Consider the following 23,465-nt stretch of genomic DNA (forward strand, 5'->3'; position numbering starts at 1 on the left):
TGGTATGCTGGCCTCTAGGCCGGCGATTCGCGGGGATCAGTTTCTTTGTGTCCAAAGATATGATATAGTTGATTATTGGAAAAGATGATACTGGGAGGATACTCTTTTGACGCGCCGATTACTGAAATATATACCGCTCGTGTCGGTATTGCTGCTGCTGGCCGGATGCAGTCCCGCCAACGCCCCCATCGATCCGGCCAATAGCACTTGGGACAAGTATGCCGTAGGACCGCTGGCCAATACGCTTGACTGGTTCGCCAACCTGCTCGGCGGGCAGTACGGATTATCGATTCTTGTCGTAACGATTATTATCCGGCTCATTATATTGCCGTTGACGTTGAAACAATACAAAAGCTCGAAGAAGATGCAGGAGATACAGCCGGAACTGCAGAAGATGAAGGAAAAATATAAAGACGACCCGAAGAAGCAGCAGGAAGAGACGATGAAGCTGTTTCAGAAGGAAGGCGTCAATCCGCTTGCCGGTTGTCTTCCGATGCTTGTGCAGATGCCGATTTTGATTGCGCTTTACAATGCGATCATGCGCAACCATCACATCGGCGAGCATTCCTTCTTGTGGATGCAGCTCGGCACGAAAGATCCTTATTATATCCTGCCGCTCCTGGCTGCGCTAACGACGTACTTGCAGCAAAAAATGATGTCGTCGCAAATGAACCCGCAAATGCAAAGCCTGATGTTTATTTTCCCGATTCTTATTTTCGTGATGGCGATGAATTTCGCTTCGGCGCTGCCGCTTTACTGGGTATACAGCAACGTGTTCACCGTTGTTCAATCTTACTTTATTTATGGTGTACCTAATAAAAAGGGCGGATCTAAAAAGTAAGGGTGCGATGATATGAAGAAAATCGTGGTTACGGGTAAAACGATTGACGATGCCGTCAAAAACGGACTCGGGCAGCTGGGTGTGCCGGAGGAACGGGTGAAAATCAGCGTGCTGGAGCAGCCCTCCAAGGGCTTGTTCGGCCTCATCGGGGCGAAGGACGCCCGGGTGGAGCTTGAGCTGCTGCCTGATGCGATCGAGGAAGCGGTCGCGTTCCTGCAGGAGGTTCTTCGCAGCATGAAGCTTGACGTGCGGATCGAACAAAAACAGGACAAGGACGGTACGCAGCTTCATCTGCACGGCTCGGAGCTCGGCATGCTGATCGGGCGCCGCGGGCAGACACTTGATGCGCTGCAGTACTTGGTCAATATTGTCGCCAACCGCTTTTCGGATCGGCATGTGCGCATCGTTCTGGACGCCGAGCAGTTTCGCGAGCGCCGGACCAAGACGCTGCAGGAGCTGGCTGACCGGCTGGCGGAACGCGTCGTCCGGACGCGCAAGGAAGTGGTGCTGGAGCCGATGTCGCCTGCGGAGCGCAAGGTGATTCACTCTTGGCTGCAGCAGCACGACAAGGTTCGCACGTTCAGCCGCGGAGACGAGCCGAACCGCCGAATCGTTATCGTTTTACGTTGATTGCCACATTGCAATGATGTCATGTCCGTAATGACTTCATTGCTTTTTCTTTAATTATGGAGAAAGTCAGATTGAGGTGCTATCATGAATCAAGACACCATTGCGGCGATTGCCACCCCGATGGGTGAAGGAGGAATCGCGGTCATTCGCGTCAGCGGTGATGAAGCGGTACCTGTGTGCGATAAAATTTTTACAGGGAAATCGAAGCTTGCGGATGTGCCGACGCATACGGTGAATTACGGCTATATTCGCGATCCGGAAACCGGGGCCCAGGTGGAGGAATCGCTCGTGACGGTGATGCGGGCGCCGCGGTCGTTTACGAAGGAAGACGTAGTCGAAATCAGCTGTCACGGGGGTTTCGTCTCGGTGCGGAAGGTGCTGGATCTGCTGCTGGAGCACGGAGCGCGGCTGGCCGAGCCGGGCGAGTTCACGAAGCGCGCCTTTTTAAACGGCCGGATCGACTTGTCCCAGGCAGAGGCGGTCATCGACCTGATCCGCGCCAAGTCGGACCGGGCGTTTCGCATTGCGCTCAAGCAGTCGGAGGGCAGCCTATCGAAAACGATCAAAGAGCTTCGCCACCGGCTCGTCGAGCTGATGGCGCACATCGAGGTCAATATTGATTACCCCGAGCACGATGTCGAAGAGATGACAAACGCTTTTATCAAAGAGAAATGTGCGGACGCGCTGTCGGATATCGAACGCATGCTGACGACGGCCCAGCAGGGCAAAATTTTGCGGGAAGGCCTGGTTACGGCGATCGTCGGCCGGCCGAATGTCGGCAAGTCGTCGCTGCTCAATACGCTGGCGCAGGAGGAGCGGGCCATTGTCACCGATATTGCTGGGACGACCCGCGATGTGGTGGAGGAGTACGTGCATGTGAACGGCATCCCACTGAAGCTGCTCGATACGGCCGGGATTCGGGAAACGTCGGATCTGGTCGAGCAGATCGGTGTGGAAAAGTCGCGCCAAGCGCTGTCGGACGCGGATCTGATCCTGTTCGTATGCAATGGGGCGGAGCCGCTGCAGCCGGATGAGTATGTGCTGATCGACCAGTTGAAGGACCGTCAGGTGATCGCGATTATCAACAAGCAGGATCTTCCGCAGCTTATTGAGGAAGAGGTTTTGAAGTCGGCGTTTGGTGAGGACCGGGTTGTGCGGATGTCGCTGCTTGCCCAGCAAGGCATCACGGACTTGGAAAAAGCTATTGCTAGTATTTTTTTCAGCGGTCAGGTAGAATCAAGTGACCTGACTTATGTGAGCAACGCTCGTCATATTCATCTGCTGAAGCAGGCCAGATCAGCTCTGACGGAGGCACACGAAGCAGCGGAGGCTTTTGTGCCGATCGATATGATTCAAATCGACATTCGTAACGCTTGGGAGCACCTCGGGGAAGTTATCGGGGACTCGGTAAGCGAATCGTTAATAGATCAGATTTTTTCACAATTTTGTTTAGGTAAATAATTTCTCCAAAAGGGTTAGGAGGTTGGGAGAATGACTTACATTGCAGGTCAATATGATGTCATTGTGATCGGAGCCGGTCATGCCGGTAGCGAAGCGGCTTTGGCGGCGGCCCGGATGGGCTGCGAGACGCTGCTGCTTACAATCAATCTGGATATGATCGCTTTTATGCCGTGTAACCCTTCCGTCGGCGGACCGGCGAAAGGGCACGTTGTGCGTGAAATCGATGCGATTGGCGGTGAAATGGGCCGCAACATCGACAAAACGTATATTCAAATGCGCATGCTGAACACGGGGAAAGGACCGGCTGTGCATGCCTTGCGGGCGCAAGCCGATAAATTTTTGTATCAACACACGATGAAGGAAACGATTGAGAAACAGGACCGCTTGACGCTTCGTCAAGGTATGGTCGAAGAACTGATCGTCGAGGATGGCGTGTGCAAAGGTGTCGTTACAAAAAGCGGCGCCGTCTATATGGGGAAAACGGTCGTACTGACGACAGGCACGTACCTGCGCGGCAAGATCATTATGGGCGAGCTGATGTATGAGAGCGGACCGAACAACCAGCAGCCGGCCGTCAAGCTGTCGGAAAATCTGCGCAAGCACGGTCTGGAGCTGGTCCGCTTTAAGACGGGGACGCCGCCGCGGGTGCATGAGGATACGATCGATTTTAGCCAAACATCGATTCAGCCCGGGGACGAGAAACCGAAATTTTTCTCCTACGATACGACGGAGGAAGTGCCGAATCAGCTGCCTTGCTGGCTAACCTATACGTCAGAGGAAACGCATCAAATCATCAACGATAACTTGCACCGGGCTCCGATGTTCTCCGGAGCGATCGAAGGAACGGGACCAAGATACTGCCCGTCCATCGAAGATAAGATCGTACGCTTCAGCGACAAGCCGAAGCACCAAATTTTCCTGGAGCCGGAAGGCCGCAATACGAAGGAATACTACGTACAAGGGCTTTCTACGAGTATGCCCGAAGATGTGCAGCTGCAAATTCTCCGCTCGATTCCGGGGCTGGAGAAGGTCGAAATGATGCGCACCGGATACGCTATCGAGTACGATGCCGTGATTCCGACGCAGCTAAAGCCGTCGCTTGAGACGAAGATGATTGACGGGCTGTTTACCGCCGGGCAAATTAACGGCACCTCCGGCTACGAAGAGGCGGCAGGACAAGGGATTATGGCCGGAATCAATGCGGCCCGCAAAGTGCAAGGGAAGGAAGCTGTTGTTCTGGATCGTTCCGAAGCTTACATCGGAGTGATGATCGACGACTTGGTGACGAAAGGGACGAGCGAGCCTTACCGCTTGCTGACGTCGCGTGCCGAGTACCGCTTGCTGCTCCGCCACGATAATGCGGATTTGCGGTTGACCCAGCTTGGTTACGATATCGGCCTGATTCCGGAAGAACGGTATGCACGGTATCAGGAGAAAGTACGTCTTGTCGAAGCCGAGCTTGAGCGGCTTAAAACGACGAAGACAAAACCGACGCAGGAGGTTCAAGCGATGCTTGCTTCGCTCGGCAGCGCCGAACTGAACAACTCCGTCGATCTGTTGTCCTTGCTCCGCCGGCCGGAAGTGACTTACGAGCACATTCATGGCATTTCTCCGGCTCCCTATGAGCTCATGGAGGACATGAAGGAGCAGGTCGAAATTCAAGTGAAATACAGCGGCTATATTGAGAAGCAGCTTGCACAAGTGGAACGGCTTCGGAAAATGGAGAAAAAGCGGATTCCGGACGATATCATTTACGATGGAATTCACGGAATCGCCACCGAAGCGAAGCAAAAGCTGGCGAAAATCCGTCCGATCTCCATCGGTCAAGCTTCCCGTATTGGCGGCGTTACGCCAGCGGACATCTCCATTTTGCTTGTTCATTTAGAGCATTACAATAAAGTCGTTGCAGCCAGAGGTTAATATGGACGCCGTACAACAACAATTTACTGAACTGTTGAAAGAGAAGGGCATCGAACTGACGGAAGCGCAGCTTCATCAGTTCGAGCTCTATTACCAAGAGCTCGTCGAATGGAACGAGCGTATGAATTTGACGGGGATTACAGAGAGAGAACAAGTGTACGTGAAGCATTTTTATGATTCTCTCTCTGTTTCTTTTTTTATTCCGATGGAACACATTCGTTCCATTGCGGATATCGGATCAGGAGCCGGATTTCCGAGCATTCCTTTGAAGATTGTTTATCCCCATGTGCACGTCACGATCGTCGATTCGCTCAACAAGCGGATACAGTTTTTAACGCATCTGGGAAATACGCTTGGATTGACGGACGTGCAATTCATTCATGGACGTGCAGAAGACGTTGCGCGTATGCCTGAACATCGGGATCGTTATGATCTCGCCACCGCGAGGGCTGTTGCCCGGTTAGCTGTTCTTAACGAATTTTGTCTTCCCTTTGTGAAACCTGGTGGGAGGTTTACTTCCATGAAAGGGCAGGACGTTCAAGCAGAGTTAGAGGAAGCTGCGCTTAGCCTGAAAGAGTTAAAAGGTAAATGGAACCATACATATCGTTTTCAGCTTCCTTTGGAAGAATCGACCAGACACATTATTGACATAGAAAAGACAGCTCCAACTTCCAAAAAGTATCCCAGAAAAGCGGGAACTCCTTTGAAGTCGCCGCTAGTTTAACGGTGTTCCACGTGGAACATTTTGGAGCAGGCGGCTCCTTTTTTTATGAGGAACTGAAACAAACTTCTTCAAAGACGTTTGCAGGATTTTGAGCATATTTGGAGAATTGTTTATAGAGTGGGTATTCATTATCGGTGAAAAAGATCGGGTGGTTATCGTAATGAAGGAACAAATCTCAAAATTGTTTGGTTTTGCTGAAAAAGCGTCGACTGACGAAGTGAAAAATGTTCCTGTCAATGACATCGTTCCAAGTCCCTACCAACCTCGAACGATTTTTGACGATGAGCGGATTGATGAACTGTGTCAAACGATTAAGACACATGGTGTTATTCAGCCGATTGTTGTGCGACTTCGGAATAACCGTTACGAATTAATTGCCGGAGAGCGCAGATGGCGTGCTGTAAAAAAGCTGGGAAATGCAACGATCCCGGCGATTATTCGCGATTTTAACGATTCGCAAGCGGCATCGATTGCTCTTATCGAGAATTTGCAGCGGGAAGGCTTAACTGCGATCGAGGAAGCGATAGCTTACCAGCAGTTGATCGATCTGCACAGTTTGACGCAGGAAAGTCTGGCGCAGCGACTTGGGAAAAGTCAATCGACGATTGCAAACAAGATCCGGCTTCTTCAGCTGAGCCAGCCGGTGAAAAATGCATTAATGGAACGGAAAATTACAGAACGGCATGCCAGGGCATTGTTGGCTTTGAATCAAGAGGAAGAGCAGTTGCGTGTTCTGGAGGATATTGTAAGTAAAGAGTTGAATGTAAAGCAAACCGAAGCTAGAATCGCCTTTTTGAAAGAAGCGGCGAAGATTAAGAGCAAAACCAAGCGAGTATCGTTCTCCAAGGATGTACGGTTAGCCCTAAACACGATTCGTCAATCGGTGGATATGGTGACTTCATCCGGCCTCCCCATTAATACGACGGAACAAGATCACGAAGATCACTATGAGATTGTAATTCGGATTCCAAAGCGGTAAAATAGAGAGTAGAGATTTGTTGAAGCCTCGTATGAGGCTTTCGTTTAGCTGTCAGAATACATATTCTCGCAAAAGCATCTATGAATTTCTGATAGTTGGTTGCCCGAATTTTGGGTTCAAAGTATGGTTGTGATGGGTGACGGGTACAGGCATCTTTGACATGACTTCGATTTGAGTTTTTCTGTGATGATGGGAATGTTTGAGTTTGATAGAGCATTCTATCTTTACTAGAAAGGCTTTGGCTGAGGCACAAACGTATTTTCCTCGAAATGGCTTCTATTTCGAAGCTTTTCTTACCAACCGATCATTGGGGAGGGAATGAAGCTCTCCAATGATCTTTTTTTTCGCTACTGTCGCTACTTGTATGTCTTCTATTCGACTCCTCGAAAGTATCGAAGTTACTCTAGTTTATATTATTTGAGGTGAACAGATTTTGGCTAAAATAATCGCCATAACCAACCAGAAGGGTGGGGTTGGCAAGACAACGACATCCGTCAACTTAGGCGCATCATTGGCATCCTTGGGAAAGAAAGTGCTTCTTGTCGATATCGATCCCCAAGGAAATACGACAAGCGGATTCGGCATTAATAAAGCAGATGTCGTTCACTGTATTTACGACGTTCTTATTAACGATGTCCATCCGAATGAGGCTATGGTCGACACGGCCCTGGAAAATTTGAAAATCATCCCTGCTACGATTCAATTGGCCGGCGCGGAAATTGAGCTTGTTCCGACCATTTCCAGGGAATTGCGTTTGAAAAAGTCACTGCAGTTGGTCAAACATATGTTCGATTACATTCTAATCGATTGTCCGCCATCCTTGGGGATCTTGACCGTCAATTCGTTAACGGCAGCCGATTCGGTAATTATTCCTATTCAATGCGAATATTATGCTCTGGAAGGCCTGAGCCAATTACTTAACACGGTTCGGTTGGTTCAAAAGCATCTCAATACGACGCTGCAAATTGAAGGCGTACTGTTGACCATGTTCGATGCGAGAACGAACCTGGGCATGCAGGTGATTGAGGAAGTAAAAAAGTATTTCCAACAAAAGGTATATCAGACGATCATACCAAGGAATGTCCGATTAAGCGAGGCTCCCAGTCACGGTCAACCGATCATTACGTATGATCCGAGATCGAAAGGGGCAGAGGTATACTTGGAGTTGGCAAAGGAAGTGATCGCACTTTGAGCAAAAAAATCGGATTAGGTAAAGGACTGGATGCACTATTGCCCCCGTTGAGCATTAATGAAGACGATAAAGTAGTTGAAATTCCATTGGCTCAGCTTCGGCCGAACCCATATCAGCCTAGACGCAATTTCAACGATGAGACGATTCAGGAATTGGCCGACTCGATTAAAGAGCATGGTGTCATTCAGCCGATCATCGTCCGCAGTGTTCTTAAAGGATACGAAATTATTGCAGGTGAGCGGAGATTTCGTGCCTCTCAAGTTTGTGGAAAACCGACGATACCTGCAGTTGTAAAGAAATTCAACGATCAGCAGGTTATGGAAATCGCGTTAATTGAGAACGTCCAGCGCGAAGATTTGAATGCCTTGGAAATCGCGATAGCTTATCAAGCATTGATCGATCAATTCAAACTGACGCAGGAAGAGCTGTCCCTAAAGGTAGGGAAGAGCCGTTCACACATTGCAAACTTCCTTCGCCTGCTGCAGCTTCCGGAAGAAGTTAAACAATATGTTTCACGTGGAACATTATCGATGGGACATGCTAAAGCGATCGTAGGCTTGAAGGATAAAACGGTCATTAAAGCTTTAGCCGATACCGCGATAAAAGAGCAGTGGAGTGTTCGCGAGCTTGAAGAGGAAGTAAAAAAGCTGGAAGAAAAAGTGGATTCGAAAAAGATGAAGCCAAAGCCGAAACGTAAAGACCCGTACATTAATCAATTGGAAGAAAGCTTGAGAGAAATGTACCGGACGACGGTGAAAATCAAACACAGCAATAACAAAGGGAAGATCGAGTTGTTGTATTATTCAAAAGATGATTTGGATCGTCTGTTGGAGCTACTCCAAGGAAAAACTTCCTAGCGATGATGGTATAGCATACCCGGGTCATGCCTGATAACTACAGGTTAAACTAGGTATGCTATATTTGTGTAGTGGATCTGAATTGACAGTAGAGGTGAGAACAAATGTCGGTCATCTACTTGGATCATGCGGCATCCTCCTGGCCGAAGCCGCCCGAAGTGTTGAAAGCGATGCATGATTGCATGGAGCAGTATGCTGCCAATCCGGGGAGAGGCAGCCATAAACTGGCTGTCAAAGCGAGCCGCGTATTATTTGAAGGACGGAAGCAGCTGGCCAAGCTGTTCAATATCAAAAATCCTAACGATATCATATATGCTCACAATACAACTTTCGCCTTGAATCTGGCCATTAAAGGGTTCGTCAAAGAGGGAGATCATATTCTTTGTACGGCCGTTGAGCACAACTCCGTAAGGAGACCGCTGGAATATTTGAAAAGAACGAAAAATGTGCAAGTGACCTATGTAAAAACCGATGAGCAAGGAAGGTTGAGCCTGGACGATGTTCGTCGCGAAATCACTCCGAAAACAAGCTTGATTGTAAGTACGCACAGCTCCAATCTGCTAGGCAGTATTATGCCGATTGAGGAATTGGGACAACTGTGCAGAGAGTATCATATTAAGCTGCTGGTCGATGCTGCGCAAACAGCCGGAACGATGGAAGTCGATGTGCAGAAGTTGGGGATTCATATGCTTGCTTTTCCGGGACACAAGGGTTTACTCGGGCCGCAAGGAACAGGGGGACTGTATATCGATCCTGAGATCGATCTGGAGCCGCTGCTGCATGGGGGTACCGGCAGTCAATCCGAAGCCGCGGAGCAGCCGGATGTTCGCCCGGATCGCTATGAAGCCGGAACGCAAAATACGGTAGGGGTTGCCGGACTTGTGGAAGGCGTGAAGTACATACACAAGCAAACCGTAGAGCATATTCATGCGAAAGAGTGGATGCTCACCCAAAGGATCATGCACGGGTTGATGGAAATTGATGGAGTAACCATTCTAGGGCCGCAAATCGGGCAAAATAAAACAGGAATTGTTGCCTTTACCATCGCCGGCGCCGATGCATCCGAAGTTGCTTTCATATTGGATCAATCGTTTCATATTGCCGTTCGCGCTGGCTTCCATTGTACGCCGCTTGCTCATGAGATGGTCGGCACATTGGAACACGGAGCCATAAGGGCTAGTGTCGGCTGCTTTACGACGGAACACGAAACAGATCAACTGCTCTATGCGGTTCGTGAAATTGCCAAACACTTTAAGTAGGAGAGCAGGAGGCTTTTAGCGTGGGGGATGCCGTACTGGAAATGCCTGTGGAGGTGCTGTTGATTATTACAGCGGCCATCTCTTTATTGTTTTTAATTTTTGTTATCGTATTGTGGGTAAAATTAAACAGGCTCCGCCGAAATTACAAAAGCATGCTGAATGGGACCGGGAGCTTGAATATCGAACAGATTTTGCTTGAGCTGCAGGAGAAAGGGAACATTTTGCTGGAAAACGATAGCCGAAACGAACAGCAAATTCAAGCGATACGCCGGAACATGTCTACGATGAAATCGCATATCGGCGTACACCGGTACAATGCTTTTTCGGAAATGGGAAGCGATTTGAGCTTTTCCGTAGCGATCTTGGACGAACAGCAGACAGGAGTCGTGCTTTCGGGCATTCACGGCCGCGATGAAACGTATGTGTATGCGAAGCCGGTCGAGCAGGGGCAGTCCAAATATGCTTTGTCCCCTGAAGAGAAGGAAGCGATTAGTCGATCCGTACCAAAGAGGTAGGAGACCATTGGCGTTTGTCGCTGAATGCGGTTTGAAACGATTTGGCAATGACCTCGGCCATGTTCATGACCAGGCTCAATCGGGTGTTTTGCAGGACAAAGTACTCCATAAATCCGCCTACGTTCACAATACCGGTAACGTGCATATGGCCGACAGGAGGCAACTCTTTGTTAACGCCAGCACCCGGTTTGACCGGACCATCGCCTACTTGGATATAGCCGACGCTGGTCAGTTGGCCTAAACAGGCATCGATCGCGATGACAAAAGGGTCATTAAAATGCTGTTGAATCGTCGTCAAGGTTTCATTCAGATTCATGGCGTGAACCGGATTCTCCAATGTACCGTATAGATGGAGGCCCTTAATGCCTTGCTTTTGAAGCTGACTCCCGACCAGAGGTCCGAGCGCATCGCCTGTGGAACGGTCCGTGCCTACGCAAACGATGACGAGGGGCTGTTGGGCCGGAATCGTTCGCAAAACAGCGCTTAGCTTATCCGAAAGCAGGTCGATGCTGTTCGTTTCGGAGTGCATAATTTTTAAGATTTCGCTGGCTTTAGGTTTGTGAACATCTCTCTGAAAGGGCAGTTTCATAGGAAGCCTCCTGTGGAAAAGGGTAAAGTGATAATCGGAAACGCCAGAAAATGGGTTGGTACTAGTATACGGTTGCTAGGAATGAAATATACCCGGGGCAGAAAAAAATAGAAAGGGGGTGGGAAGGGTGCTGCTCATGGCTTTCGATTCAACACAGCAAGCTTTGAGAGCGGAAATGCTCCTCGATTATGCGGAGATCGAAAACGATATGTGTCCTACCCCCAAAGAAATTACGGCTGGGTGCGCGTTATCCCTGGAATTTCAGGAGGCAGATCTTCCAGAGGTTAGGCGTATTATCAAAGAAGAACGGGTAGATATCCACGGACTTTATAGTAAAGAAGATGGGCATTATGTTAACTTAGAGTTGTAAGGCGGGAGATTTTTATGGATGAAATGCTGAAGAAAAACGGCTTATCCACATGGGGACAATTTCAAGAAAAGTTCATCAACTATGTTTCCAACCCCGAATTGTGGACAGGACTGTTGTTCACCGTCATTAAGATCGTACTGATCTATATCGCGGCAAGGGTGATCATTAAGGTTGCGGAAAAAGCGTTGCATCATATGATGATGGCGCGGGATACAGGGCCGATCAAGTTCGATGCCAGGCGTTCGAAAACGATAGGCAAACTTGTGGGAAATATTATTACTTACGTTGTTAACTTTATTATGATCTTAATGATTTTGAGTCAATTTCAAGTGAATCTCGGACCGGTCTTGGCTGGCGCCGGGGTCGTTGGATTGGCGATCGGTTTCGGCGCGCAAAGCTTGGTGAAGGACGTCATCATTGGATTTTTCATTATTTTTGAAGACCAGTTTGCGGTAGGCGACGTTATTCAAGTAGGCAATTACAAGGGAACGGTTGAAGAAATCGGCCTGCGGGTAACCCGGTTGAAGAGTTGGACAGGGGAAGTGCACATCATTCCGAACGGGACGATTGTACAAGTTACAAACTTTTCCATTAATAACTCGCTTGCCGTCATTGATGTCTCGGTATCGTATGAAACGGATATCGATTTCGCGATGAAAATTCTTGAGGATACCGTCAAAACATTTTATGATACAAGTGTGGACATGGTAAAAGAGCCTGAAGTGCTCGGGGTTCATATGATGGGAGCAACGGAAATTACGCTGCGGATTACGGCGGAGTGTAAGCCTAACCAGCAGTCCGGGGTAGCAAGGAAGCTGAATGCGGAGATCAAAAAAATCTTCGAGGCCAACGGGATTCAAATTCCTTATCCACGGATGATCACTTATCATAGAACGGAAAAGGCGGAATCGTGATGGAAAAGAAGCAATATCAGTTGGGTGACATCGTGCAAATGAAGAAGCCGCATCCCTGCGGCACGAACGAGATGGAGATCATCCGGATGGGGATGGACATTCGCATCAAGTGTGTCGGTTGCAAGCACAGCGTGCTCGTTCCCCGGTCCAAGTTCGAGAGCAAGCTGAAAAAAGTGCTCCGTTCCGCCGCGCCAGCGGAAGATTCCGCGGCAACGGATTAGGGAGAAGCCTTACGGCTGGTAAATATTAAAAAGCACTTGCATAGATGAAGGGATATATGCTATTATATTTCTTGTCCCTTTAATGCGGAAAGGTACCCAAGAGGCCCAAGGGGGCTGACTCGAAATCAGCTAGGCGGCGCAAGCCGTGCGTGGGTTCGAATCCCACTCTTTCCGCCATAACATAAATGACGAAGACGACCGCAGGGTCGTTTTTTTTGTTTGTGTGGAAAATGGGTGAGAACCCAGAGGGTTCGTCGGAGCATAGGCTTCGATAGGACGGCTTTGCAGTCGACCGGAAGGCCGCAAACTTCCCGATAATACCTAGCCCGAATATCCTTTTCGTTGTACAATAAGGATGAATATGGGAAGCGGCCTGCAGCTATCTATTGCGAAAGCGATGCACGCCCCATAAAGAAGGGGGTAAAGGATCATGACAGATGATTGCAAAGCAATCTTGGATTTTTTAAACTGCGACTATGAGCTGTTTGAAAATGAGAAAAACGGAGAAAAAATTGTTGAGCGATTTAATAAGCTAACAGCGCAAGGAAAAACAGACGGGTTTTATCCGCTGATTATTGTTGTTTCCGACATATTGGTGGAAGCACTTGAACCTGTTTTTGATGATTATGACGTGGAAAACACAGCAGAGGGCATTGCCGCTTTCCGTCAAATGGTTACCCTTGAATCAGAAAAAATAAATGCGGAAGATTTTCTGTCTGAGCGCATTTCTGAATACATGGAAATGCACAAAGATATGGATGTTCTTGGACAGTTTAAGCCAGAAGAACCTAATAACTGCTTTTGGTCTTTTATGAATGACGATAAGCCACATGAAGAAATCATCATTGCCAAAATTCCCACAAAAAACCCTTGGGAACTGGCAGCATGGATACCTATGGGCGGCTTTAATGATTGTCCAGCGCCAGCTGAGCAAATGGCGGTGTTTCGGTATTGGTATGAAAAATATGGTGCCGTTCCTGCTGTTGTGACATATGACAACTGGGAAATGCAGCTTACTAATCCACCATTAACATTGGAAGCCTCCGAGTCGCTCGCCAAAGAGCATTTTGCGTTTTGCTATGATATTGTCATGCAAGGTTCTGATAACATTCGTGCTTTGGCAAGTTCGTTGAAAGATTCGACAACTTGGTACTTTTGGTGGGATTGATTTAAGAGACAGACCAAGCTCCCTTCGCGACGAATGCCTAGCTAACACCGCCGCCCTTGACATGGAGCCTCTGTCCCCCTTGAACCCATAATCTTGAAGGGGTGGAGTGGGGCGAGATTAAGCGCATGTTCACCGGCAAATAAACGAAAAATTAACGCCACTCAAGCGGAATTAGACCGTTCGGGTGGCGTTGTTATTTTTACCGTCATTTTTACGTGCTTTTACACGTCCTAACCGGCTTGGACGACCGTCCCTGCTACACGGCGTCAAAAGGCGCTGATTAGACGCTATTTAGCAGTGGTATCGATCGCCTGCTTAAACGATGCTTCAAACGTCGTGCTACATTGCTGTAGCTGCGCGGTAAGAGCGTCAAGTTTATCGTTAAGGCGTTGGAGTTGCGTGAGGATTTCTTAAATTTCGTCCACTGGCGGCTCTCCTCCGTTATTAATGCCGCAGTTTGGAAGAGGGCGTCAGAAAGGTTTACGAAAAAACGCCAATCAAACAGACTAAATCTGAGCTCGTCGCTATTATGGAGTTTCTGCGTTTTCACCATTTGGTATGTACTCGATTATATCGGATATGGTTATTTTACGAGTAATGCCTTGCTTACGCGCAATCTCATTTAAGGTATCAAGCAAGTTAACCAATGTATGAATTTCAATCCGTTTTGTTTCGCCACTGACTAAATCTAACACTGTTGCCGGCCGCGTTTTTGATTCGACAGCCAATTTATTCCTCGTAATTCCTAACTCATCAATAGTTTTACCAAGGTTAAATCGTACTTTCTCTGACATTGGTTACGCTCCTTAGTCTGCATCCTTCTTGTATTATAACGTAACTATACGAGACGAGTAAAACTTTTTGAATGGAACTATTGACGTGTTACTTTAGAAGTAATAATATATACCTTAGTAGTAATACTATAGAAGTATTATTTGCAAATAAACAAGGAGGGATAAGGATTATGCTCAAACGGATTAAAATGGTGATTGAGCAAGGGGAAAATGAATTTGAATTGGTTGATGCTTATCTAACTCCCGATGGATCACACGCGTTTTATATTCATGAAGGTACCATTCACTATACGATAGCCGTCCGGACACAAAACGAACGGGTTTATGTTGAAAGTCAGGTGTCCATGCAATTAGGGGATACGACCCGAGGGGAGGTAACCATTTATGATTTGCATGAAAAGCTGATCGGTATGAGCGCATACCAGCTTTTAAATTTTCATGTCATTCACCATATGGATGATCTCAAATTAATAAGCGAAAACTAACGAGGATCTGGCGCATATTAAAAAAAAGAGGAACCAAGTAAGCAAGGTTCCTCTTTGCGTTATTTTACATGTGACTGGCGTTGGTCTTTTTTCAATAATGAGTTTCATTTCCGAACGTATTTGTTCTCTGGACAAACTAGATGGAACGACCATAATTCCATTATCAGATACTTTTTTGTCTGCGAAATTTTGCAAGGTAACCCTCCCCGTTTCGATGCTGCAGCAGCCAGGTCAAATCCCCATCACTCCTTTTATTTAAATCATTACATCAGCGGAGCAGGAGCGAATAGAATATATGTCAATTTAGGTAATTATATTAAAGATTTATTGAATTAACCATATAAAAAGGTGGCTCGTTCGGAAAATTCCGATTGCAATCATTCCCCGTCCTTCGTCCGTCGGTAGACGGAGAAGCGGTCAACGGCGTAACCGATAATCGTCCACGAAAGAATGGTGAGCAGATAAAGCGGCCACGGATTGATATTGGTATAGGTAAAGATCGGATAAAACCAGGCGGGCACGCTGAGCGAATAAAAGAGCAGATACACCGGATCGTATTCGTGTCCGATATAATGGATAAAACACAGCACAATGCCCACAATGGTCAATATTATCGTATATTTATAGCGCATCGGTAGCGCCTCCTTTGTCCAAATTGCAGAGGAAGCAGGCTCCCTGCCGGGTGGCATGGAAGGGAGCGAGCTGGTTTAGCCTCGAAACAGCTTTTTCCACTTGCGGTTATGGTTCGTTGTTTCCGGGAAGGGATCTCCCTTTTTTAGATTGATGATCTTCGGATTATTGATGCCCATATGAAAGGCATTCTCGCCGACTTCCATATATTCGCCGTCGTTCGGCGCGTTGTCTCCCGGACGGAACTGACTCCATTCCCCCACAACAAGCCACCTCCTGTACTTAAATCTGATGTTAGATTTTCCATAAAGCTTCGGAAGCATGCGGGCTAATAATTGCCAGAACACCGCGTAAAAAGAGGCACAACGAACGGATTTTGCTTGCGTTACGTGCTCGATTTTGCTATAGTATTATGGTGCGAGTTTGGATATTATCGATTCTCGCTCCTTGCTCCTGACGGTACAAGCCGACTCAGGGGCCGTTAGTCCAAAAGGAGGTGGCAACATGCGCAAATACGAAGTGATGTACATCATCCGTCCTGACCTGGAACAGGAAGCTGTTCAGGCTACGGTGGAGAAGTTCCAAAACATCATCAACAACGGTGGCGAAATTACGAAGCACGACCTGATGGGTAAGCGCCGTCTTGCGTATGAGATCAACAAGCTGCGTGACGGTCATTATGTGTTGGTTCATTTCAACGCAACCAATGAAGTCATTAGCGAGCTTGACCGCGTAATGAAGATTTCCGACGAAATCATTCGTTACCTGATCGTAAGAGACGTAGCTTAAGGCTTCGTGCCGTAATTGAGTTTGTTGACAACGAGCATCGTCTGACGATGCGGCCGTTGCAACGATCCGGGAGGGAATGCAGATGTTGAATCGTGTAATTCTGATCGGAAGGCTGACACGTGATCCCGAATTACGTTATACGCCGGCAGGTGTGGCTGTAACCCAGTTTACGCTTGCGGTAGACCGTCCCTTCACAAGCAACCAAGGGCAGCGGGAAGCGGATTTCATCCCGATCGTAACTTGGCGCCAGCTTGCGGAGACTTGCGCAAACTACCTTCGCAAAGGGCGTTTGGCTGCAGTCGAAGGCCGTATTCAAGTACGCAACTATGATAACAATGAAGGCCGTCGCGTCTATGTGACGGAGATCATTGCGGACAATGTGCGTTTCTTGGAATCCGCGAACAGCGCAAACCGCGACGATAGCAGTATGGGCATAAGCGGTGGTGGCGGCGGCAATAGTGGCGGCGGCAATAGTGGCGGCGGGAACCGCGGAAGCTACGGCGGAGGACGCGAACAACAGGATCCTTTCCAGGATGACGGCAGACCGATCGACATTTCCGATGATGATTTGCCGTTCTAGCGATAGAGCGGAAGGAACAATCTACAGTAGAAAGGACTGAAAACAAGTGGAACAAAGAGAGAGACGTAATCCGGAAGAGCGCGGTGAAAGAAAGTTCGGCGGTCGTGGCAAAAAAGGCGGCAAGCGCCGGAAAGTGTGCTACTTCACGGTTAACAAAATTACGCACATCGACTACAAAGACATCGAGACGCTCAAGAAGTTCATCAGCGAGCGCGGCAAGATTCTTCCTCGTCGTGTGACAGGTACTTCCGCTAAATATCAGCGTATGCTGACCGTTGCGATCAAACGCTCGCGTCAAGTAGCATTGCTGCCTTATACAACGGAATAGATGGATTGGAAAAAGACAGCTGGTATCCTACCGACTGTCTTTTTTCTATATCTTCCCCAAGAAGCTTTTCTAATCCTGCATGCCTAATCTGAACCGGAGGACGATGAACCTTGATGCATTATGGCCTGCAAAACATGTTCTACAAATACATATGGTCGGCAAACTGGTGGAATCAAGGGGCGAAGGATGCGGCGGCTTCTCATCTCGATCTTCGCTGTCAGAAGCGTGACAGCGCTGCCTTTCAGGCGCTGGTCAGCTCGGACCGGGACGAGTTCCTGCTGACCGTCGGCGGAGATGCGATCCTGGGCAAAAGCGGCCCGATTAAGATCGTTCGCTGCGAAGTAGAGACTGATGCGCCATGTCAGGTAGAGGTCAAGCTAATCGGCTTGATCGAAGACGACGACCGGACGCTCAAGTCCGATGTGCTGCTGGAGGACCGGTATGCTTACGTGCAGAAGCGGAAAATTCAACCGCTTTGGATCGAGCTGCATGCGGGGGAATCGGCTGCGGCCGGAACGTACGGCGGAAAGGTCAAATTTTACGCGCATTCGATGTTCGAAGACGAGGTGCTGGAGCGGGAGCTGACGTTCAGCTTGACGATTGGCGGCCATGTGCTGCCGGACCCGCAGGAGTACTCGTTTTACTTGGATCTGTGGCAGCATAACTGCAATATTGCCCGGAAGTACAATGTGGCTTACTGGTCGGACGAGCATTTTGCGATCCTGGATTCGTACCTGTACAGCTTAGGCCAGCTCGGGCAAAAAGCGCTGACCCTGATCGTGTCCGAGGAGCCGTGGTGCGGTCAGCGTTCATTCATCGACGCGGAGCCGTCGGATTTGAACGAATACAGCATCGTACCCATCGTGAAGCGCCGCTCCGGCGAGTTTGCGTACGATTTTTCCCGGTTGGACCGGTACGTCGAGCTTGGGGAGAAGCATGGTATTCGCGAGGAACTGGAGATTTTCGGCCTGGTTAACGTCTGGGAGCACGAAGAGGAAGGCTTCGGAAGCATCGTGCAAGACTATCCTGATGCCATTCGTGTTCGTTATTACGACGAAGCTGCGGGTAGTTACAAGTTCATCCGCGATCAAAACGATCTTGCGGCGTACGTGCAGGCGCTGGAGCGGCATTTTATCGAGAAAGGATGGATGGATCGGGTTCGGGTCGTGGCTGATGAGCCGGAGGATTTCGATTTGTTCGGCAAACGGATGGCATGTCTTCGGGAGATGGCGCCTGCTTTCCAATACAAGGCGGCGATTCATCAAAGCGAATTTATTCGCAAGGGGGTCCAAGGCATCGTCGATTATGTGCCGATTCTGGACTGTGCGGCGGGCGAGTTCGAGCAGCTGATGCAGGTGCGGTCGGAGGCCAAAGGACGGATGATGTATTACGTCTGCTGCGTGCCGGACAAGCCGAATACGTTTATCAGCTCGCCGGCGATCGAATCGAGGGTCATCCCATGGCTTGCGGAAAGGTTGCGGATGGACGGCTTTTTGCGGTGGAATTACACGGTTTGGCCGGACAATCCGCTCGATAAGCTGTCTTACCGGCCTTTGCTGTGGAAGGCGGGGGACACGAACTTTGTCTATCCCGGCAAAGGGGGGCGGCCGCTGCTGTCGCTTCGCTACAAATGGCTGCAGCGGGGGATTCGGGATTTCGAGTACATGCAGCTGCTCAAGCGAAGCGGGCTTGGGGAGCGCGTGGAACAGGCGCTGCAGCGTGTGTTCAAGTTCGATCATCCGGCGGAATTAGGTCCCGGTTCGGGAAAAACGGCAGAGCAATTATACAGTTTTCATCCGGAGGATTACGATCTGCTTTATATGTAAACGTCTCCAACCACAGGCTCAAGGCTTGTGGTTTTTGCTTATCCCGGCGCGTCCGGCATGATTTTTCTTCGGGGCTTGTATCATGATATGATGGAAGGGAGGGCCACCCGACGTCGGAGGTCTAGCAAGAGGAAAGTAGGGAGATCCGTTGAATATTGCATTTTTCCTTGTCCCGAAGGACGATGTCATTTATTTTTCCCCTCATCATACGATGCGTCAAGCGCTGGAGCGTATGGAGTATCACCGGTATTCGGCCGTTCCGCTCGTGGACGACCATGGCAAGTATGTTGGAACGATTACGGAAGGGGACTTGCTCTGGAAGCTGAAGCACTCGCCGGAGATTGGCTTCGAGAATGCGCATAAGGTGCACCTCGAGGACGTGCCGCAGCATATGGCGATTAAGCCGGTGCGAATTAACCAGCAAATGCAGGATCTGATCACGCTGGCCACCAACCAGAACTTCGTGCCGGTGCTCGACGACAACGAGGTGTTCATCGGCATTATCCGCCGCCGCGAAATTATCGATTACTGCTTCAAGCTGTGGCAGTCGGAACAAAAGGTGTAAAAATGTGTTATAATTAACGAAAGCGTCTGGGTAAGGGGAGAAGTGGCCATGTCCAATCTGGATCGTGAGGTCGATTTGGCGAAACGGGCCAAAATTATCGAATGGCTCAAAACCGAACTGGTCGATCAGCTCGCTCATCTGCTGAAGGGCATGTGGGAAGGCAGCCATGCCAAAATCGTTGACGGGTTGTCCGGTCTTATCGCCTGCTGCTATATTCTGGGACGTCGCCTTGGTATCTCTTCGCGCAGTTTGGACGAGGCGGTATTGGAAAAAATGAAAAAGCACCGCGAAGAAGGGCATCAACTGGAAGAGTGGTATGGCGACATATCCGCTGTGGAAGATCATTTGCGTAAGAGGTGAATTGCTTGGAAGGAACCCAAAAACCGCGTATGCTCGGGTGGAGCATTGCGTATATCTTTTTGCTTTTATCGATCTTTTTGCCGCCGCTGAGCTTGATTACGGCCGCTCTGCTGATGGTGCCGGTGCTGATCATGTATGTGAAGCTCGGAACCCGCCGGTTTTTGGTTCATTACATCGTTAGTTTGGCTGTCGTGTATTTCGTCGCCTCGCTGCTGGCCGGATGGCTCGGGGCGCTGCTCGTCTCGGTGTCGATCTTTTTCCTGCCGCCGGTCATTCAGATGGGCAATCTGTACAAAAAGCGGGCCGCGGCGCGAACGGTGCTTACGGCAGGAACGCTTACCTTGCTTGGCGAGCTGCTGCTCACGCTGATCGTCTGCTCCATGTTTGGCCTGAATCCGATCGGCAGCATGAAACGGCTTATGATGGAGAGCATGCAGACGCTGCCGGTTCAGATGCAGGGTATGATGCGCATCGATATGGACATTTTGGTGCAGCTGGCGGTACAGATGCTGCCGCTGTATATGATCGGCTTTTCGCTGTTCTACGTCGTCATATCGCACTGGCTGGCGCGCAAGGTGCTGGTACGCTCCGGCGAGTCGATCCCGGCGTTTAAACCGGTTAAAGATTGGATGCTGCCTAAATCGTTCGTCTGGCTGTATCTGCTTGCGCTCATCCTGGAGATGTTCGTGAAGGATTCGAAGTCGATGATCTTCACCGTGCTTCTCAACCTGCTTCCGCTGCTGATGGCGGCATTTGCGATTCAGGCGATAGCTTTTTTATTTTTCGTTGCGCATGTGAAACGATGGAACAAAACGCTGCCGATTATGGGCATTTTTCTTCTGCTAGTACCGCCGGCTTACTTTATGTTCAGCTTGCTGGGCGTCTTCGACGCACTCTTTCCGATCCGCGACCGCATGGCCAGCAAATGACTTATCTTACGGATTAGGAGCGAATGAAATGCCGAAGTTCCTGTTGAAGCGTTGGCACGGAATGCATATCGTATGGATGTTTGCGCTGCTTACGGTGCTGATCCTCATTCTTTTCTTGTACTCGTGGATCATCAGCGTGATCGCGCTGGTTCTGTGCGGCATTCTGGGGTACTACACCTTGCAGGCGGAACAGGCGTTCCGTAAGGAATTGAACGAATACGTCAGCACGCTGTCCCATCGGGTCAAGCGGGCGGGGAGCGAGGTCATCCACGAGCTGCCGCTGGGGATTCTCTTGTACAACGAGGATAAGATCATCGAATGGCATAACCCGTTCGTCGCGAAAATGCTGGGGAAAGATTCGCTGATCGGGGAGTCGGTCAACGAGATGTTTCCCGCGCTCAAAGCCCGCAAGGACAAAGAGCTGAAGCTTGAGATGACGATCGACAAGCAGATTTATGAAGTGCAGGTCCGCCCGGATGAGCGGCTGCTTTATTTTACGGATATCACGGCGCTGAAATCGCTGCAGCTCCGCTATGAGGAAGAGAAGCTGGCGGTCGGTATCGTCATGATGGACAATCTTGACGAGGCGACGCAAGGGCTGGACGATCAGACGCGCAGCATCATGATGGCGAAAGTGACGGGCGAGATCACCGAATGGGCGCAGAAGCATCAAATGTACCTGCGCCGGACGTCGTCGGACCGTTATTTTGTCATGATGGACCAAAAAGGGCTGAAGGCGCTCGAACAGTCGCGCTTTGAGATTCTCGACGAGGTGCGGGACATCACGATCGAGAACAAGCTGCCGATGACGCTCAGTATCGGCATCGCCTCCGGCACGTCGTCGCTCACCGAGCTTGGCCTTTGGGCGCAGACGAGCTTGGATATGGCGCTCGGGCGCGGCGGCGATCAGGCGGCCGTGAAGGTCGGGGAACGGCTGTCGTTCTACGGCGGCCGGACGAATGCGATTGAGAAGCGGACGCGGGTGCGGGCCCGGGTCATTTCTCATGCGCTGCGGGACTTGATCAAGGATTGCGATAAGGTCGTCATCATGGGGCACCGGGTGCCTGACATGGATGCGATCGGCGCGGCCATCGGGGTGCTCAAGATGGCGCATATCAGCAACAAGGAAGGCTATATCGTGCTGGAAGGGGTCAACCCGTCGATCCAGAGGCTGATGGAGACGGTATACGAGGACGAGAAGCTGAACCGCTGGTTCATTACGCCGGATCAGGCGATGCAGATTACGAATTCGCGCACGCTTGCCGTCATTGTCGATACGCACCGGGCCTTGATGACGCCGGAGCCGCGGCTGCTGCAGCTCACATCGCGCAAAGTGGTGGTCGACCATCACCGCCGCAGCGAGGACTTCATCCACGATGCCACGCTCGTCTATATGGAGCCGTACGCTTCGTCCACCTGCGAGCTGGTGACGGAGCTGCTGCAATATTTCCACGAGCGGCTGACGATGGGCGTGCTGGAGGCGACGGCGCTGTTGTCCGGCATCATGGTCGATACGAGAAGCTTCAGCCTGCGCACAGGCGCGCGGACGTTCGAAGCCGCATCGTTCCTGCGGCGGAGCGGAGCCGATTCTTCGTTAATCCAGCGATTGCTGAAGGAAGACCTGGAGCATTACATTCAGAAGGCGGACGTGATCAAGAACGCCGTCGTGATCTTCGACCATATTGCGCTTGCGGTGAACGAGCCGGGACGTAAATATTCACAGTTGCTCATTGCCCAAGTTGCTGATACATTGTTAACTATGACAGGAATTATGGCGTCGTTCGTCATCAGCGAACGGCCGGACGGCCTGATCGGCATCAGCGCGCGGTCGCTCGGCGAGATGAACGTCCAGGTCGTAATGGAGCGGATGGGCGGCGGCGGCCATTTGACCAATGCGGCTACGCAATTGGAAGGCACGCTTGCGGAGGCCACGCAGCGGTTAAAGCAAATACTTAGCGAGATTCATGCGGAGGAGGGGTTGTTCGAATGAAAGTCATTTTGTTGAAGGACGTCAAAGGCCAAGGAAAGAAAGGCGAAGTGAAAGAGGTTTCCGAAGGCTACGCGACGAATTTCTTATTTAAACAGCAGTTGGCCGCGCCGGCCAGCGATTCGGCGATGAAGACGCTGGAGCAGCAGAAGAAGGCCGAGGATCGTAAAAAGGCGCAGGAGAAAGCGGACGCGCAGGAGCTCGGCAAGAAGCTCGGCGAGCTGCCGATTCAGCTGAAAGCAAAATCCGGAGCGGATGGCCGGTTGTTCGGCGCCGTATCGAACAAGCAGGTAGCGGAAGCGCTGGAGAAGCAGGGGATCAAGCTGGATAAGCGCAAAATCGTCATGGATGAGCCGATCCGCACGCTCGGTGTGACCGAGGTGGTCGTCAAGCTGCATCCGGAAGTGACCGGCAAGCTGAAGGTTCACGTGGTGGAAGAATAAATCGGCTGGTCCGATGATGATATGGTTTTTTGAGGAAATGACACATGCAGGAGCGGGCGGTGAAAGGCAGCCGGCTCCTGCGTCGTTATAAGGCAGTATCCGGTGGGGA

At 50.0% G+C, this 23,465-nt stretch carries 28 protein-coding genes and 1 tRNA gene; 25 read left to right on the top strand and 4 right to left on the bottom strand.

From position 1 onward, the window contains the following. The first annotated feature begins 106 nt into the window (after positions 1-106). From yidC to BLO51_RS21445, 10 genes are all read left to right on the top strand, one after another. Positions 107-841, top strand: a complete 735-nt coding sequence (gene yidC, locus BLO51_RS21400) for a membrane protein insertase YidC (RefSeq protein WP_090675082.1) — start codon at positions 107-109, stop codon at positions 839-841. Between the two features lie 12 nt (positions 842-853). After that, the gene (gene jag / locus BLO51_RS21405) at positions 854-1,471 is read left to right on the top strand and encodes an RNA-binding cell elongation regulator Jag/EloR (protein ID WP_090675084.1); all 618 of its coding nucleotides are present in this window, start codon (positions 854-856) and stop codon (positions 1,469-1,471) included. A gap of 84 nt (positions 1,472-1,555) precedes the next feature. Next, a complete protein-coding gene (gene mnmE / locus BLO51_RS21410) occupies positions 1,556-2,932 on the top strand; it encodes a tRNA uridine-5-carboxymethylaminomethyl(34) synthesis GTPase MnmE (RefSeq protein ID WP_090675085.1) in 1,377 nt (458 codons plus the stop codon). A 30-nt stretch (positions 2,933-2,962) separates the two neighbouring features. Next, positions 2,963-4,852 (top strand): tRNA uridine-5-carboxymethylaminomethyl(34) synthesis enzyme MnmG, encoded by a 1,890-nt coding sequence (mnmG, locus tag BLO51_RS21415; RefSeq protein ID WP_090675087.1) that lies wholly within the window; start codon positions 2,963-2,965, stop codon positions 4,850-4,852. A gap of 1 nt (position 4,853) precedes the next feature. After that, positions 4,854-5,576: a 16S rRNA (guanine(527)-N(7))-methyltransferase RsmG gene (rsmG, locus tag BLO51_RS21420; protein ID WP_090675089.1), complete on the top strand. Its 723-nt coding sequence runs from the start codon at positions 4,854-4,856 to the stop codon at positions 5,574-5,576. A 160-nt stretch (positions 5,577-5,736) separates the two neighbouring features. After that, complete coding sequence (gene noc / locus BLO51_RS21425) at positions 5,737-6,555, top strand: nucleoid occlusion protein (protein WP_090675090.1); 819 nt, start codon at positions 5,737-5,739, stop codon at positions 6,553-6,555. Positions 6,556-6,988: 433 nt separating this feature from the next. After that, positions 6,989-7,747, top strand: a complete 759-nt coding sequence (locus tag BLO51_RS21430) for a ParA family protein (protein ID WP_090675092.1) — start codon at positions 6,989-6,991, stop codon at positions 7,745-7,747. Further along, a complete protein-coding gene (locus BLO51_RS21435; RefSeq protein WP_090675093.1) occupies positions 7,744-8,604 on the top strand; it encodes a ParB/RepB/Spo0J family partition protein in 861 nt (286 codons plus the stop codon). Before BLO51_RS21430 ends, BLO51_RS21435 begins: the two co-directional genes overlap by 4 nt. A 104-nt stretch (positions 8,605-8,708) precedes the next feature. Continuing rightward, complete coding sequence (locus BLO51_RS21440; protein WP_090675095.1) at positions 8,709-9,863, top strand: aminotransferase class V-fold PLP-dependent enzyme; 1,155 nt, start codon at positions 8,709-8,711, stop codon at positions 9,861-9,863. A 20-nt stretch (positions 9,864-9,883) separates the two neighbouring features. Further along, positions 9,884-10,378 (top strand): DUF4446 family protein, encoded by a 495-nt coding sequence (locus tag BLO51_RS21445; RefSeq protein WP_090675096.1) that lies wholly within the window; start codon positions 9,884-9,886, stop codon positions 10,376-10,378. On the opposite strand, the gene yyaC is transcribed toward BLO51_RS21445, so the two are convergent. Further along, entirely contained in the window at positions 10,353-10,967 is a 615-nt protein-coding gene (yyaC, locus tag BLO51_RS21450; protein ID WP_090675098.1) for a spore protease YyaC, read from the bottom strand. The genes BLO51_RS21445 and yyaC overlap by 26 nt on opposite strands. Positions 10,968-11,094: 127 nt before the next feature. Between yyaC and BLO51_RS21455 the strand changes: the two genes are divergently transcribed. The 5 genes from BLO51_RS21455 (at position 11,095) to BLO51_RS21475 (ending at position 13,640) form a co-directional block, all read left to right on the top strand. Further along, a complete protein-coding gene (locus BLO51_RS21455) occupies positions 11,095-11,337 on the top strand; it encodes a putative Se/S carrier protein (RefSeq protein WP_090675099.1) in 243 nt (80 codons plus the stop codon). A 14-nt stretch (positions 11,338-11,351) separates the two neighbouring features. Further along, complete coding sequence (locus BLO51_RS21460; RefSeq protein ID WP_090675101.1) at positions 11,352-12,251, top strand: mechanosensitive ion channel family protein; 900 nt, start codon at positions 11,352-11,354, stop codon at positions 12,249-12,251. Next, a complete protein-coding gene (locus tag BLO51_RS21465; protein ID WP_090675102.1) occupies positions 12,251-12,472 on the top strand; it encodes a DUF951 domain-containing protein in 222 nt (73 codons plus the stop codon). The genes BLO51_RS21460 and BLO51_RS21465 overlap by 1 nt, the downstream gene beginning before the upstream one ends. A gap of 86 nt (positions 12,473-12,558) precedes the next feature. Beyond that, a tRNA-Ser gene (locus BLO51_RS21470) sits at positions 12,559-12,649 on the top strand. 253 nt (positions 12,650-12,902) lie between these two features. After that, positions 12,903-13,640 (top strand): DUF4253 domain-containing protein, encoded by a 738-nt coding sequence (locus BLO51_RS21475; RefSeq protein WP_090675104.1) that lies wholly within the window; start codon positions 12,903-12,905, stop codon positions 13,638-13,640. 527 nt (positions 13,641-14,167) lie between these two features. Here BLO51_RS21475 and BLO51_RS21480 read toward each other — a convergent pair. Next, the gene (locus BLO51_RS21480; RefSeq protein WP_090675106.1) at positions 14,168-14,434 is read right to left on the bottom strand and encodes a helix-turn-helix domain-containing protein; all 267 of its coding nucleotides are present in this window, start codon (positions 14,432-14,434) and stop codon (positions 14,168-14,170) included. A gap of 170 nt (positions 14,435-14,604) precedes the next feature. Here BLO51_RS21480 and BLO51_RS21485 point away from each other — a divergent pair, with 170 nt between their 5' ends. Beyond that, entirely contained in the window at positions 14,605-14,919 is a 315-nt protein-coding gene (locus BLO51_RS21485) for a hypothetical protein (RefSeq protein WP_090675107.1), read from the top strand. A 377-nt stretch (positions 14,920-15,296) separates the two neighbouring features. Here the strand turns inward: BLO51_RS21485 and BLO51_RS21490 are convergent, their stop codons facing one another. Beyond that, positions 15,297-15,551, bottom strand: coding sequence for a hypothetical protein (locus BLO51_RS21490; RefSeq protein WP_090675109.1), 255 nt, complete (start codon positions 15,549-15,551; stop codon positions 15,297-15,299). A gap of 75 nt (positions 15,552-15,626) precedes the next feature. Next, positions 15,627-15,812 carry a YjzC family protein gene (locus tag BLO51_RS21495; RefSeq protein ID WP_090675111.1) on the bottom strand — a complete coding sequence of 62 codons (186 nt, stop codon included), beginning with the start codon at positions 15,810-15,812 and terminating at the stop codon, positions 15,627-15,629. Positions 15,813-16,053: 241 nt separating this feature from the next. Between BLO51_RS21495 and rpsF the strand changes: the two genes are divergently transcribed. From rpsF to rplI, 9 genes are all read left to right on the top strand, one after another. Next, positions 16,054-16,338: a 30S ribosomal protein S6 gene (gene rpsF, locus BLO51_RS21500; protein ID WP_036691811.1), complete on the top strand. Its 285-nt coding sequence runs from the start codon at positions 16,054-16,056 to the stop codon at positions 16,336-16,338. A gap of 82 nt (positions 16,339-16,420) precedes the next feature. Further along, positions 16,421-16,918, top strand: coding sequence for a single-stranded DNA-binding protein (gene ssb / locus BLO51_RS21505; RefSeq protein ID WP_090675112.1), 498 nt, complete (start codon positions 16,421-16,423; stop codon positions 16,916-16,918). Positions 16,919-16,964: 46 nt separating this feature from the next. Then, positions 16,965-17,246 (top strand): 30S ribosomal protein S18, encoded by a 282-nt coding sequence (gene rpsR, locus BLO51_RS21510; RefSeq protein ID WP_036691817.1) that lies wholly within the window; start codon positions 16,965-16,967, stop codon positions 17,244-17,246. A 113-nt stretch (positions 17,247-17,359) separates the two neighbouring features. Continuing rightward, complete coding sequence (locus BLO51_RS21515; protein ID WP_090675114.1) at positions 17,360-19,072, top strand: DUF4091 domain-containing protein; 1,713 nt, start codon at positions 17,360-17,362, stop codon at positions 19,070-19,072. Positions 19,073-19,220: 148 nt separating this feature from the next. Then, complete coding sequence (locus tag BLO51_RS21520; RefSeq protein WP_090675116.1) at positions 19,221-19,637, top strand: CBS domain-containing protein; 417 nt, start codon at positions 19,221-19,223, stop codon at positions 19,635-19,637. A 48-nt stretch (positions 19,638-19,685) separates the two neighbouring features. Further along, the gene (locus BLO51_RS21525; RefSeq protein WP_167670278.1) at positions 19,686-19,997 is read left to right on the top strand and encodes a MazG-like family protein; all 312 of its coding nucleotides are present in this window, start codon (positions 19,686-19,688) and stop codon (positions 19,995-19,997) included. Between the two features lie 5 nt (positions 19,998-20,002). Then, positions 20,003-20,926, top strand: coding sequence for a DUF2232 domain-containing protein (locus BLO51_RS21530; RefSeq protein WP_090675118.1), 924 nt, complete (start codon positions 20,003-20,005; stop codon positions 20,924-20,926). A gap of 28 nt (positions 20,927-20,954) precedes the next feature. Further along, the gene (locus BLO51_RS21535; RefSeq protein ID WP_090675119.1) at positions 20,955-22,916 is read left to right on the top strand and encodes a DHH family phosphoesterase; all 1,962 of its coding nucleotides are present in this window, start codon (positions 20,955-20,957) and stop codon (positions 22,914-22,916) included. Beyond that, on the top strand, positions 22,913-23,356 hold the full coding sequence (gene rplI / locus BLO51_RS21540; protein WP_090675121.1) for a 50S ribosomal protein L9: 444 nt from the start codon (positions 22,913-22,915) through the stop codon (positions 23,354-23,356). The genes BLO51_RS21535 and rplI overlap by 4 nt, the downstream gene beginning before the upstream one ends. The last annotated feature ends 109 nt before the right edge of the window (positions 23,357-23,465 follow it).

The sequence above is a fragment of the Paenibacillus tianmuensis genome (assembly GCF_900100345.1).
GTDB lineage: Bacteria > Bacillota > Bacilli > Paenibacillales > NBRC-103111 > Paenibacillus_G > Paenibacillus_G tianmuensis.

Coding starts and splice junctions, on each gene's coding strand:
- rplI (WP_090675121.1), top strand. CDS start 22,913: ATGAAAGTCATTTTGTTGAAGGACGTCAAAGGCCAAGGAAAGAAAGGC.
- mnmG (WP_090675087.1), top strand. CDS start 2,963: ATGACTTACATTGCAGGTCAATATGATGTCATTGTGATCGGAGCCGGT.
- BLO51_RS21475 (WP_090675104.1), top strand. CDS start 12,903: ATGACAGATGATTGCAAAGCAATCTTGGATTTTTTAAACTGCGACTAT.
- BLO51_RS21460 (WP_090675101.1), top strand. CDS start 11,352: ATGGATGAAATGCTGAAGAAAAACGGCTTATCCACATGGGGACAATTT.
- BLO51_RS21440 (WP_090675095.1), top strand. CDS start 8,709: ATGTCGGTCATCTACTTGGATCATGCGGCATCCTCCTGGCCGAAGCCG.
- yyaC (WP_090675098.1), bottom strand. CDS start 10,967: ATGAAACTGCCCTTTCAGAGAGATGTTCACAAACCTAAAGCCAGCGAA.
- BLO51_RS21485 (WP_090675107.1), top strand. CDS start 14,605: ATGCTCAAACGGATTAAAATGGTGATTGAGCAAGGGGAAAATGAATTT.
- BLO51_RS21535 (WP_090675119.1), top strand. CDS start 20,955: ATGCCGAAGTTCCTGTTGAAGCGTTGGCACGGAATGCATATCGTATGG.
- BLO51_RS21465 (WP_090675102.1), top strand. CDS start 12,251: ATGGAAAAGAAGCAATATCAGTTGGGTGACATCGTGCAAATGAAGAAG.
- BLO51_RS21525 (WP_167670278.1), top strand. CDS start 19,686: ATGTCCAATCTGGATCGTGAGGTCGATTTGGCGAAACGGGCCAAAATT.
- noc (WP_090675090.1), top strand. CDS start 5,737: ATGAAGGAACAAATCTCAAAATTGTTTGGTTTTGCTGAAAAAGCGTCG.
- mnmE (WP_090675085.1), top strand. CDS start 1,556: ATGAATCAAGACACCATTGCGGCGATTGCCACCCCGATGGGTGAAGGA.
- ssb (WP_090675112.1), top strand. CDS start 16,421: ATGTTGAATCGTGTAATTCTGATCGGAAGGCTGACACGTGATCCCGAA.
- jag (WP_090675084.1), top strand. CDS start 854: ATGAAGAAAATCGTGGTTACGGGTAAAACGATTGACGATGCCGTCAAA.
- rpsF (WP_036691811.1), top strand. CDS start 16,054: ATGCGCAAATACGAAGTGATGTACATCATCCGTCCTGACCTGGAACAG.
- rsmG (WP_090675089.1), top strand. CDS start 4,854: ATGGACGCCGTACAACAACAATTTACTGAACTGTTGAAAGAGAAGGGC.
- BLO51_RS21515 (WP_090675114.1), top strand. CDS start 17,360: ATGCATTATGGCCTGCAAAACATGTTCTACAAATACATATGGTCGGCA.
- BLO51_RS21490 (WP_090675109.1), bottom strand. CDS start 15,551: ATGCGCTATAAATATACGATAATATTGACCATTGTGGGCATTGTGCTG.
- BLO51_RS21480 (WP_090675106.1), bottom strand. CDS start 14,434: ATGTCAGAGAAAGTACGATTTAACCTTGGTAAAACTATTGATGAGTTA.